Source organism: Propioniciclava sp. (assembly GCF_029977985.1).
Taxonomy (GTDB): domain Bacteria; phylum Actinomycetota; class Actinomycetes; order Propionibacteriales; family Propionibacteriaceae; genus Propioniciclava.
The window spans coordinates 23,745-35,058 of record NZ_JARKOT010000025.1; the positions used below are offsets into that span (position 1 = coordinate 23,745).

Annotated in this window: 13 protein-coding genes and 1 pseudogene; 3 read left to right on the forward strand and 11 right to left on the reverse strand. The window is 70.5% G+C overall.

The window, feature by feature from the left end; all coding sequences use genetic code 11:
* Nucleotides 1-508 precede the first annotated feature (508 nt).
* From Q1K57_RS02180 to Q1K57_RS02215, 8 genes are all read right to left on the reverse strand, one after another.
* The gene (locus tag Q1K57_RS02180; RefSeq protein ID WP_300078518.1) at nt 509-775 is read right to left on the reverse strand and encodes a hypothetical protein; all 267 of its coding nucleotides are present in this window, start codon (nt 773-775) and stop codon (nt 509-511) included.
* A gap of 201 nt (nt 776-976) precedes the next feature.
* Nucleotides 977-1,396, reverse strand: a complete 420-nt coding sequence (locus tag Q1K57_RS02185; protein WP_300078520.1) for a MerR family transcriptional regulator — start codon at nt 1,394-1,396, stop codon at nt 977-979.
* Between the two features lie 19 nt (nt 1,397-1,415).
* Nucleotides 1,416-2,591, reverse strand: coding sequence for a molecular chaperone DnaJ (gene dnaJ, locus Q1K57_RS02190; protein ID WP_300078523.1), 1,176 nt, complete (start codon nt 2,589-2,591; stop codon nt 1,416-1,418).
* 19 nt (nt 2,592-2,610) lie between these two features.
* Nucleotides 2,611-3,225 carry a nucleotide exchange factor GrpE gene (gene grpE / locus Q1K57_RS02195; protein ID WP_366525320.1) on the reverse strand — a complete coding sequence of 205 codons (615 nt, stop codon included), beginning with the start codon at nt 3,223-3,225 and terminating at the stop codon, nt 2,611-2,613.
* A 122-nt stretch (nt 3,226-3,347) separates the two neighbouring features.
* Nucleotides 3,348-5,222 (reverse strand): molecular chaperone DnaK, encoded by a 1,875-nt coding sequence (dnaK, locus tag Q1K57_RS02200; protein WP_300078525.1) that lies wholly within the window; start codon nt 5,220-5,222, stop codon nt 3,348-3,350.
* A 180-nt stretch (nt 5,223-5,402) separates the two neighbouring features.
* Nucleotides 5,403-5,579: a hypothetical protein gene (locus Q1K57_RS02205; protein WP_300078528.1), complete on the reverse strand. Its 177-nt coding sequence runs from the start codon at nt 5,577-5,579 to the stop codon at nt 5,403-5,405.
* Nucleotides 5,576-6,418, reverse strand: a complete 843-nt coding sequence (locus tag Q1K57_RS02210; protein WP_300078530.1) for a CPBP family intramembrane glutamic endopeptidase — start codon at nt 6,416-6,418, stop codon at nt 5,576-5,578. Before Q1K57_RS02210 ends, Q1K57_RS02205 begins: the two co-directional genes overlap by 4 nt.
* Nucleotides 6,415-6,843, reverse strand: a complete 429-nt coding sequence (locus tag Q1K57_RS02215) for a hypothetical protein (protein WP_300078533.1) — start codon at nt 6,841-6,843, stop codon at nt 6,415-6,417. Before Q1K57_RS02215 ends, Q1K57_RS02210 begins: the two co-directional genes overlap by 4 nt.
* A gap of 388 nt (nt 6,844-7,231) precedes the next feature.
* Here Q1K57_RS02215 and Q1K57_RS02220 point away from each other — a divergent pair, with 388 nt between their 5' ends.
* Both Q1K57_RS02220 and Q1K57_RS02225 read left to right on the forward strand, forming a co-directional pair.
* Nucleotides 7,232-8,080, forward strand: a complete 849-nt coding sequence (locus Q1K57_RS02220; protein ID WP_300078535.1) for an alpha/beta hydrolase — start codon at nt 7,232-7,234, stop codon at nt 8,078-8,080.
* Nucleotides 8,081-8,090: 10 nt separating this feature from the next.
* A complete protein-coding gene (locus Q1K57_RS02225; RefSeq protein ID WP_300078537.1) occupies nt 8,091-8,864 on the forward strand; it encodes an SDR family oxidoreductase in 774 nt (257 codons plus the stop codon).
* A gap of 69 nt (nt 8,865-8,933) precedes the next feature.
* Here the strand turns inward: Q1K57_RS02225 and Q1K57_RS02230 are convergent, their stop codons facing one another.
* On the reverse strand, nt 8,934-9,353 hold the full coding sequence (locus Q1K57_RS02230) for a ChaB family protein (RefSeq protein WP_300078539.1): 420 nt from the start codon (nt 9,351-9,353) through the stop codon (nt 8,934-8,936).
* Nucleotides 9,354-9,361: 8 nt separating this feature from the next.
* The gene (locus Q1K57_RS02235; protein ID WP_300078542.1) at nt 9,362-9,934 is read right to left on the reverse strand and encodes a DinB family protein; all 573 of its coding nucleotides are present in this window, start codon (nt 9,932-9,934) and stop codon (nt 9,362-9,364) included.
* Between the two features lie 245 nt (nt 9,935-10,179).
* Between Q1K57_RS02235 and Q1K57_RS02240 the strand changes: the two genes are divergently transcribed.
* Complete coding sequence (locus tag Q1K57_RS02240) at nt 10,180-10,446, forward strand: hypothetical protein (RefSeq protein WP_300078544.1); 267 nt, start codon at nt 10,180-10,182, stop codon at nt 10,444-10,446.
* A 145-nt stretch (nt 10,447-10,591) separates the two neighbouring features.
* On the opposite strand, the pseudogene Q1K57_RS02245 reads toward Q1K57_RS02240, so the two are convergent.
* Nucleotides 10,592-11,314 (reverse strand): annotated as a pseudogene (locus tag Q1K57_RS02245) (glucose-6-phosphate dehydrogenase); the annotation flags it as partial.

Here is an 11,314-nt window from a genome sequence, read left to right on the forward strand (position 1 = left end):
TTCGCTCGGTTCCCCCCACGGTAGCCGGACGCCGCCGGTGCGGCAGCCCGCGCTGCCGCTGCTTTGACCACGGAGGTAGTCGCTCCCCTTCCGTGGGCGGGGTGGTCTCCAACCACGCCGGGTGGGCGCCTGCACGCCGGTTGGGTGCAGGGGCGCCGGTTCGGGACGCCCCAGACGCCGGTTGGGTGCAGACACGCCGGCTCGGTCCGCCCGGACGCCGGTTCGGTGCAGGGGCGCCGGTTCGGCCTGCCCCAGACGCCGGTTGGGCGCAGAAACGCCGGCTCGGGCCTGCCCCAGACGCCGGTTCGGTGCAGAAACGCCGGTTCGGTCCGCCCGGACGCCGCTTAGGTGCAGATACGCCGCGTCTGCGCGGCGTATCTGCACCTAAACGGCGTGGATGCTCCCGGGGGAGTCCCAGGGCAGGCCGTGAAGCAACCCCACCCGCACACAGGGGAGCGCCCCGGTCGGGGTGGTGACCGAGACGCTCCAGCAGGATGGGGTGTGGGGGTCAGGCGGAGGCCTTCTCCTGCTCATCGGCGTCCTTGGCAGCCTGCTTACCCGCCGTGCGGAGCTCATCACACACATTCCGCAACGCCGCCGCGTGCCGACCGTTCCAGTCGTTGCGGAACCGCTGCGCATCGTTACCGACCCACTTCACACTGTTCAGCTGCTTGGTGATCTGCTTGGCCGCATTGTCGATCTCGTCGGCCTCGGTGAGCATGAGCTTGCTGAGCTGGCGAACGCCAGCGATCTCCATTCCGACCATGCCACTCATCAGAGGGTGCTCCTTCGCTTGTTGGTTGATGATCCCGGGTGGGCTCTTTCGATGACCCCAACCTAAAAGCGACTCCACCCCAGACGCCATAGGGAGCACTCCCCACCAGTGCGGGCCAAGGTCATACCGTGGCACGGGTTGGCCGCAACCAACGGCGTCCGACGAGCGGCTCCCACGGAGACCGCCCCCGATCGCGCCGGATCAGCGACCCGCGGTCAGCGGCCGCGGGGACCGGGAACGATATGTCCGCCCCAAGTGGACTTGCCCGGCTGACCCGGCGGTGAACAAGCGCGTCGCGGGGGTCGCTTCGCGTTCGGCGAGCAGTTCGAGCAGGTGCCCCAACTGGCTCTGCGCCTCATCGAGGCGAGCCTCCAACTCCAGGATCCGGCGGATGCCCTCGAGGTTGATCCCCTCGTCCTGCGACAGGTGCTGGATGTGCCGCAACTTCGCGACGTCGCGCAGCGAGTAGCGGCGTCCACCTCGAGAGCGGCGTGGCACGACCAGCCCGAGCCGGTCGTAGCCGCGCAGCGTCTGGGGGTGCATGTCGGCCAGCCGGGCCGCCACGGTCACGGTAAGGATGGGCGCGTCGGCATCCATCGTCGCCGGCAGGTGCTCGGTCATCCCCTCCCCCTTCGGCCCGTCAGCTCGCGAACAGCGACGCCCGCGGATCACCCGCACCGGACGCCGCCTCGTACGCCTCCAGCGCGCTCTTCGCATCGGCGCTCAGGTGCTGCGGCACTTGGACAGCCACCGTCACGAGCAGGTCGCCGTAGGAGCCGTCCGACTTGCGAATGCCCTTGCCACGCACGCGGAAGGTGCGCCCGTTGGGCGTCCCGGCGGGCACGCGCAGGCGCACGCGGGGGCCGTTCAGTGTCGGCACCTCGATCTCCGCCCCCAGCGCGGCCTCGGTGAACGTGATGGGCGCTTCGAGCGTCAGGTTGTTGCCCTTGCGCCCGAACACGGGGTGCGACCGCACATTCACCAGCACGTACAGATCGCCGGCCGCGCCGCCGTTCTCTCCGGCGCCGCCCTTCCCCTTGATCCGGATCCGCTGCCCGTCGTTCACGCCCGCCGGGATGCGCACCTGCATCGTGTTCGTCGACCGTCCTCGTCCCGAACCGCCGCACTCAGGGCACGGATCCTCGACCACAAGCCCGCGGCCGCGGCAATCGGGGCATGGCTCGGCCATCGCGAACCCACCGGCCGACTGCGTGGCTTTCATGCCCGAGCCCTGGCAGGTCGAACACACCTTCGGCACGGTCCCCGACTTCGCGCCCGTGCCGCGGCAGGCGGCACACGGGGCGTCCGACACCGTCTGCATCTGCACCGTCGTGCCCTCGACCGCCTGGTTGAAGTCGATCGTCGCCTCACCCTCGATGTCCGTGCCCCGACGCGGGTTCCGGACGCCGCCGGTGCGGCGGGTCGTCGTGCCGCCGAAGAGGTTGCCGAACAGGTCGGAGATGTTGGTGTCTCCGCCGGTGGCGTTGCGGAACAGGTCGTCCATGTTGACGCCGCCCGCGCCGCCGTAGCCGCCGCCCGGACGCCCCCCGCCCGCCCCGGGGAAGCGGAACCCGCCGCCCCCGAACAGGCTGCGCTGTTCGTCGTACTCCTTGCGCTTCTTCGGATCGGACAGCACCGAGTTGGCCTCGGAGATCTCCTTGAACTTCTTCTCGGCGGCGGCGTTGCCGGGGTTGGCGTCGGGATGGTTTTCCCGGGCCAGCTTCCTGAACGCCTTCTTGATCTCCTCGGGCTTGGCGTCCTTGGAGACGCCGAGGATCTTGTAGTAGTCCTTCTCGAGCCAGTCCTTGGTGCTCATGGCGCCTCCTTCCTAGTGCTCAGGCGGGGTCGGCCACGCCCACGCGGGCGGGCCGGATGACGCGGTCGTTCAGCTTCGCACCCTTCTGCATCACCGCGGACACCACGGTCACGTCGGTCTCACCCTCGAAGGGCACGTGCATCAGGGCTTCGTGCAGGTGCGGATCGAACGCGTCGCCTACCTCGCCGAACGTGGTCAGCCCGTACTTGGCCGCCACCTTGTCGATCTCGTCGGCGACGAGCTTGAACCCGCCCGCCAGCTCGTCGTGCTGCTTGGCGGCGTGGATCGAGTCGAGCACCGGCAACAGGTCGTTGACGACCGCCTCGATGCCCTTCTGCCGGGCCACGTCGCGATCGCGGTCGACGCGCCGCTTGTAGTTCACGTATTCGGCGTGGAGCCGCTGCAGGTCGGCCGTGCGCTCGGCCGCCAGCTTCTCCCAGTCGCTCGCTGCTTCGTCCGTCTTTCCGGACGACGCCCGCTCGGCCGCCGTCGGCTCCGTCGGCACCTCGACCGGAGAGTCGACGTCCAGCGCCGAGGCATCGTCGGGCACGGCGAAGAGGGGCTCCTCGGGGCCGTCCCCGCCGGCCTCGCCGTCGGGCACGAAGTCGGGGTTATCCTCGTGGTTGTCGCTCACGTCACTCCTCTTTGCTCTACCTCAGGGGGCTACTCATCGCTTAGCCTAGGTGGCCGGTCAGACAGGTCTCGACAGCTCGACCAGCGAGCCTTCGCCGGCCGAGCATGTCGAGACGACTCACCTCACTTGTTGCCGTTGTCCTCGTCGACGATCTCGGCGTCCACGACGTCGTCATCGCCGGCGGAGGCCGAGGCGTCCGCGTTGTCCTCCGACGTGTAGGCCTGGTCGTCGGGCTGCGCCTGCTGCTGGGCGGCCTGCGCGGCGGCGTACATCGCCTGACCCATCGCCGACGCCTTGGTGTTGAGGTCGTCCATGGCGGCCTTCACCTCGTCGTCGTTGCCCGTGCCCTTGAGGGCCTCCTTCAGCTTGTCGAGCGACTCCTGGACCGGCGCCTTCACATCGTCGGTGAGCGTCTCCGCGTTCTCGCTGAGCAGCTTCTCCGTGCGGAAGGCGAGGTTGTCGGCCTCGTTGCGCATCTCGACGGCCTCGCGGCGCTTGCGGTCCTCCTCAGCGTGAGCCTCGGCGTCCTTCATCATGCGGTCGATGTCGTCCTTGCCGAGGGCCGAGCCGCCGGTGACGGTCATGGACTGGTTCTTGCCGGTCGCCATGTCCTTCGCCGACACGTGCACGATGCCGTTGGCGTCGATGTCGAACGTGACCTCGATCTGCGGGATGCCGCGCGGGGCGGGCATGAGGCCCGTCAGCTCGAAGTTGCCGAGCGACTTGTTGTCGCGGGCGAAGTCGCGCTCGCCCTGGTAGACCTGGATCATCACCGACGGCTGGTTGTCTTCGGCCGTCGTGAAGATCTCGGAGCGCTTGGTCGGGATAGTGGTGTTGCGCTCGATGATGCGCGTCATGACGCCGCCCTTGGTCTCGATGCCGAGGCTCAGCGGGGTCACGTCGAGCAGGAGCACGTCCTTGACCTCGCCCTTCAGGACGCCGGCCTGCAGGCTCGCGCCGAGCGCGACGACCTCGTCCGGGTTGACGCCCTTGTTGGGCTCCTTGCCGCCGGTCAGCTCCTTCACCAGGTCGACGACGGCCGGCATGCGGGTCGAGCCGCCGACGAGCAGCACGTGGTCGATCTTGTCGACCGACGTGTTGGCGTCCTTGATGACGTTGTTGAACGGCGCGCGGCAGCGGTCGAGCAGATCCTGGGTGAGGCGCTGGAACTCGGCACGGGTGAGCTTGAGGTCGAGGTGCAGCGGGCCTTCGGCGCCGGCCGTGATGTACGGCAGGTTGATGGAGGTCTCCTGCGCCGAGCTGAGCTCGATCTTGGCGCGCTCGGCGGCCTCCTGGAGGCGCTGGCGGGCCATCTTGTCCTTGGAGAGGTCGACGCCGTTGGCGTTCTTGAACTGCGTGACCATCCAGTCGACGACGCGCTGGTCCCAGTCGTCGCCGCCGAGGCGGTTGTCGCCCTTGGTGGCTTTCACCTCGAACACGCCGTCGGCGATGTCCAGCAGCGACACGTCGAAGGTGCCGCCACCGAGGTCGAAGACGAGGACGGTCTGCTCGACGTCGCCCTTGTCGAGGCCGTAGGCGAGCGCGGCCGCGGTGGGCTCGTTGATGATGCGGTCGACCTTGAGGCCCGCAATCTCTCCGGCCTCCTTGGTGGCCTGGCGCTCGGCGTCGCCGAAGTACGCCGGCACGGTGATGACCGCGTTGGTGACCGACTCGCCGAGGTAGGCCTCGGCGTCCCGCTTGAGCTTCATGAGCACACGCGCCGAGATCTCCTGCGGCGTGTACTTCTTGCCATCGATGTCGACGGACCAGTTCGTGCCCATGTGGCGCTTGACCGAGCGGATGGTGCGGTCGACGTTGGTGACGGCCTGCCGCTTCGCGACCTCGCCGACCAGGACCTCACCGGTCTTGGTGAAAGCAACGACCGACGGCGTCGTACGCGAGCCCTCGGCGTTGGGGATGACAGTGGGCTCGCCGCCCTCGAGGACGGCGACAACAGAGTTCGTGGTGCCGAGGTCGATACCGACTGCACGGGCCATGGTGGGTTACCTCCGGTTGTTCGTGGGGACTTCGCGGTTGAGCCTAGCAGACTCACCTGCGAGGTTGAGTACACCAGACTCAACTCCGGGTGGCGTCCGGGTATTCCCTCCCCGCGCCGCAGGCTCACGCGCCACAATGGGGCTCATGCCCTGCCAGTCAGAAGCGCGCTCGCGCTGGAGTTACCGCTCCACGGACTCGGTGTTGTCGATCTGCTCGCGCGGGTCGGTGTTGTCGATCGGGTCGGTGGGGTCGGTGTTGTCGATCGGGTCCATCGGGTCGTGCGCGTCGGTGTTCTCGGTCGCTTCGGTGGTCTCGGTGGGATCGCTCCTGTCCGCGGCCTGCCTGTTCTCGATCATGAGCCGGCGTCGGGTGCGCGGCGTGCTGGGGTCGGCGCGAGGCTGACTCGGGGCCGTCCACCCAACTGCACGGGTCCGGCGACCACCGCCACCACCGCTGCGGCGACGAGCATCGCCACGGGGAAGGCCCAGCCGGCCGGGGCGAGCATGGCCATGGCGAGGTTCAGGCCTGCATGCAGCAGCATCGGTCCGACCATCGACCCGCGGCCCGCGTTCAGCAGCCACGCCGCCAGCACCGACGGGCCGACGGCGCCGACGACCGTTGTCCACGGGTCGGCGCCGACCGCCAGCGCGATCGGCAGGTGGTGGACGCCCCACAGCACCCCCACGAGCACCGACGCTGGCAGGGCCGCCCACCGGTGCTGCAGCCGCGGCTGCCAGAACCCGCGCCAGCCGTACTCCTCGAGCAGCGGGCTGCTGATGAGTTGCATCGCCCCGATCGGCACGAGCGCGAGCAGGGTGAACCAGCCGATCTGCCCCCACATCTGCGCCACCCCGTCGCCGAACGAGCCGCGCACCAGCCCGGCCGCCACGGCCAGCGACGGCACCAAAGCGACCGCCGCGGCCCACCACCACCAGGGGTGCCCCTTCGCGTCGAGGTAGCGCCGCCAGCCGTCGGCGACCTCCGCCGCCCCGCCTCGCGCGTGCCGGACGATCCAGCCCGCGACGAGCGCCATGCCCGCCCCCGGCGTCTGGAAGAAGATCAGCCACCCGAACCGCTCCGGACGCCCAGAGATCAGCACCATGGCCGGCACGTAGAACAGCCAGCCCAAGCCGAAGGCGAGCACCGGGAAGGCCACGAGGTCGTGGTCCCGCACCCAGGACCACACGCGCCTCATGCTGCGGACGCCTCCCGTCCCACCCGTTCACGGATGCCGGCCAGCATCGCTGACGTCATCAGCGTGCTGACCAGGCCACCCACGACGACCGACGCCGCCCCGGCCGCCGACGTCGGTCGGTAACGCTCGCGGGCGACCAGACGGACGCCGGCGGCGTCCGGTCGCTCGCGGATGACGAAGGCCCAACTGAACTCGAACGGTTGCTCGAACCGCCCCGCCTCACCCGGTCCCGGCGGGGCGACGACGAGCGCGTGCGGCGCGTCGACCTGGGCGATGCGGAGCACCATGTCGGGGTGCAGGGGGAAGCGGTCGCCGACGTGCGGGTCCTGCCAGGCGGCAACGATGCGGTCGGCGTTGGTGATGCGGCAGCCGACGAGGTTCTCCAACCAGGCGATGCTGTAGAAGCCCCCCTGGTCCTGGCCCAACTGGGCCACCCACGGCCAGACGGCCTCGGCGGGGGCGTCGATCGAGATGCCCCGGGTGGCACCGTGCTCGCGTTCGGGACCAGGTCGTCACCGGGCAGGACGCCCGTCCGCTCCTGTGGGGTCGCCCCCAGGGTGAGGTGCTCGCCCTGCGCCAGCCACACCACCGTCCGCGCCGCGACCGCGGCCAGCGCTGCCACCCTTCCCAGCAACCTGCCCGCTCGATGCGTCACAACCGCCTCCCTCGCCGACCTCCACGCTACGCCCACGCTCGGCGCACTGACTGACCTCCCGATTGAGACATCCCAACTGCGTGCACGTGCGCGTAGTTGGGATGTCCCAATCGGGAGGTCAGGCGAATTGGGGTCGGTCGTGATGCCATGGTGGTGCCATGGAGACGAGCATCACGACCTCCGACGGCCGCTCGTTGGCCGCGCTCACCCTCGGCTCGGGCCCCGCGCTCGTCGTGTTCGAGGCGGGTCTGGGCATGAGCGGCTGGACGTGGCTGCCGATCATGCGCGAACTCGCCACGCAGGGGCGCGTCGTCGCCTATGACCGCGCGGGGCTCGGCACGAGCACCTCGGACGCCGCCCCGCGACGGCTGGAACGGCTGGCGTCCGACCTCACCTGCGTCATCGACGCCTTCCCCCACGAACGGCTGGTGCTCGTGGGCCACAGCTGGGGCGGCCCGGTGGTGCGCCTCGTCGCGGCCCAGCGGCTGGCCCGCGGGGAGCGGGTGGACGGCCTCGTGCTCGTCGACCCCGCCGACGAGCACGCCGACCTCTACTTCGGCCGGCTCGTCGCGTGGCAGAGCGCGGTGCAGGCGGCCACGCTCGAACCACTGGCGCGGCTCGGCCTGCTCGCCCCCACGGTGCGGCGGATGCTCCGCGGGCTGCCCCCCGACGTGTTGGACGCCGCCGTGACGGCCAGTACGACGCCAGCAGCCGCCCGGGCCACCACCGCCGAGGACCGCTGGATCGTCCCGGCCCTGCGCCGCCTGCGCGAGCACACGTTACCCCTGGCCGACCTGCCCGTGCGGTTGATCTCGGGCACCCGCACGAGCCGCTGGGACGCCGGCACGCGCGCCCACCTCAACGCCGCCCACCGCGCGAGCGTCGCCGCGCACCCGGGGGCAGCGTTCGTGGCGGCGACGGCGTCCGGGCATCTGGTTCCCTTGTCCGAACCGGAGATCGTGGTCGCCGCGGTGGCGGACCTGCTCGCGCGCCCGCCAGCGCCCTAGCCTTGGCCGCATGGAGCCACGCTCAGCCCTGATCACCGGCGTCTCCCGCCGTGGCGGCATCGGGTTCGCCATCGCCCGCCGGCTCGCCGCAGCGGGCTGCGACCTGGCCGTGACCCACTTCGCGCCCCACGACGCCGACCAGCCATGGGGAGCCGACTCGCTGCCCTCGGTCCTCGATGGCATCCGGGAGGCACTGCAGCCCGGCCGGCAGCTCGTCGACGTGGGGGCCGATCTGGCCGACCCGGACGCCCCGGCCCGCGTCGTCGCGTTCGCCCGCGAGCATCTCGGGCCCCTCAGCGTGCTCGTGTGCAACCACGCCCGATCCGGGAGCGACGGGCCCTTGCTGGACCAGACCGCGGCGCTGCTCGACGCGCACTGGGCGGTGAACGCGCGCGCATCACTGCTGCTGGCACGCGAATTCGCGGCGCAGCACGACGGCCGCGGCGGTGGCCGCATCGTCTTCCTCACCTCCGGCCAGGACCTGGGCCCCATGCCGAACGAGGTCGCCTACGCGGCGTCCAAGGCTGCTCTGGCCGGCATCACCAAGACGATCGCGCACGAGCTGGCACCCCGTGGCATCACGGTGAACGCGGTGAATCCGGGCCCGGTCGACTCCGCCTCCTACGTCACCGAAGAGATGAGGGACGCCCTCGCCGACCGCTTCCCACTCGGGCGTTGGGGCCAGCCGGACGACCCGGCCCGCCTCATCGGGTGGCTGGTCTCGGAGGAGGGCCGCTGGGTGACCGGCCAAGTCCTCAACACCGAGGGAGGCTTCATCCGCTGACGGCCGCGACCCGCTGGCCTTGGGAGTTGGAGCGACCCCGGCTCGGCGGCATCCGAGCAGGCCGTTGCGTCAGCCGGTCGCCCGCCGGGTAGCCCGCTCGTTGGCCTTCTGTAGCGCCTCGACGAGTTCGGCCTTCGTCATGCGTGAGCGGCCCTTCACGTCGAGGCGCTTGGCCAGGTCGAGCAGATGCGCCTTCGTGGCGTTCGCGTCGACGCCACCGGCTGACGGCAGGTCGTTGAGGCCGCCCTGCTCGGCGCTGGCGTCGGAGGGGCCGGGCTCGTCCTTGGCCTCCCAGTGGTCGCCGACCTTCTCGTGGGTGTGCTTCAGCGAGGCGAACGCGGTGCGCTGGGCACGCTCCTCGTCGTCGTACTGCTCCAGGGCGGCGTCGTAGGTGTGCGCGTACGTGCGCTGGGCCTTCTGCGACGAGCGCTTGAGCGTCCCGGGCAGTTCGGACTGCTTGGCGCTGCCGTCGGCGTTGGTCTTCGGCATCGTTCCTCCTAGCCAGTGAGCGGTCGGTGGGCGTAGAGGTCGCGCAACAGGGCGATCTCGGCGCCGTGATGGATGAGCTCGCGGTTGATGTGCAGCACGAGGGTGGCGCGCGGCTGGTCGGCGTACGCGGCGGGCTCCCGGTCGCCCACCGGCACCGCGAGGTCGGCCGCCGACCAGCTGTTCACGCCGTCCAGCCACTGCCTGTAGAGGTCGTCGAGGCGGGCGAGGGCGTCCGCGGCGGTCTCGGGATACCGGTAGGTCTGGTAGTCGTGCGGCTCGCCGCCGAAGTGACCGGCGATGCGGGCGCCGAGCACCCCGACCAGCAGATGCGACAGCCGCCACGCGATCGTCGTGACCGGGGCGGGCACCGGCTCCGGCCAGGCCCAGTCGATGGTCCAGTCGCCGGTCCCAGGCTGGAACTCGCTGGTCGAATTCGCCTTGCGGCGCACGTGCCAGGTCCCCGCGACAGGCTCCCAGAAGTACTCGTCGTCGGTCAGCCCCTCCAGCCGTGGCCGGAGCTGGGTGCGCCAGTGCCAGTCGATCTGCTCGACGAGTTCGTGGGTGAGGTCGACCGTGGTCATGCCCTTCACCGTCGCACAAGCCGACGCGACACGGAAGACCTCCGTCGACAGGCCTGCCCCCTGGACGCGTGCCGTGGCGAGGGCTTTCGTACGCCCAGACGTCCCCGACCAAGACAAGCCCAGTCCACGACACGACCGGCACGCCGGCGGGGAGTGCTCCCCATGGCGACCTGTCGGGGACCGTTCTAGGTTGACGTCAACGAAGGACCCAGCCGGGATCACCAACCAATGAAGGAGCAGCCCTGATGAGTGGCATGGTCGGAAGGGACATCGCCGGGGTCCGCCACCTCAGCAGACTCATGCTCACCAAGGCCGACGAGATCGACGACGCCGCCAGGCAGATCACCGCGCAGCTCAACAGCGTCAAGTGGGTCGGCAACGACGCCCAGCGGTTCCGCAACGACTGGAACGGCCGCCACACCGCTACCTTGCGGTACGTGTGCGACGAACTCCGCACCGCCGGCAAGCAGGAGGCCAAGGACGCCGACGAGCAGGAGAAGGCCTTCGCTTGACCGCCACCCCACCCCCAAGCCCCCCGCGAGCGCCCCGGTCACCACCCGGACCGGGCCCCCCGCGTCCGTCACGAGGAGGCGCGGTGTCCCAAGCCCCGGCACACTGACGCCTGACCGTTCTCCTCGCGGCGGGGCGAGCCAACGATCAGCGGGTCGTGACGTCGTACCAGCCGTTGGGTCCGGGCAGTTCCTCGGCGTCCGTCGGCCCCCAGGTGCCCTTGTAATACGGCACCGGCCGCTCGCCGGGGTCGAGGATGCGGTCGACGATGCGCCACTCCTCGTTGATGGTGTCCTCGCGGGCGAAGCGGTGGCGCTCGCCGCTCATCGCGTCGTCGAGGAGGCGCTCGTAGGCTCCCCGTCGTTCGCCGAGCGCCTGCTCGAAGTCGACGTTGAGTTCCACCTCGCGGGTCACGGTTCGGGCACCCGGCACCTTCGCCTGGACGGCGAGCGTCACGCCGTCGGCGTGACCGAGCCGGAAGTGGAACCGGTTGCCCTTGGGCACCGCCGCGTCCGCGCCGGCGAAGAGCATCCGCGGCGGACGCCGCAGCACCACCACGGCCTCGGTCGCCGCCCCGGGCATGTACTTGCCCGCGCGCAGGTAGAAGGGCACGCCCGCCCAGCGCCACGAGTCGATCGTCAACTGGGTCGCGACGAACGTCTCCGTCTCGGACGCCTCGCGCACGCCCTTCTCGTCGAGGTAGCCCACGTACTGGCCGAGCACGGTGGTCGCGGGGTCGAGGGGCAGGCACTGCCGCAGCACCTTGACCTCCTCGTCGCGGTAGGCATCGGCGTCGTCGGAGATGGGGGGCTCCATGGCGAGCAGCGCCACGGGCTGGAGCAGGTGGTTCTGCAGCACGTCGCGCACCGT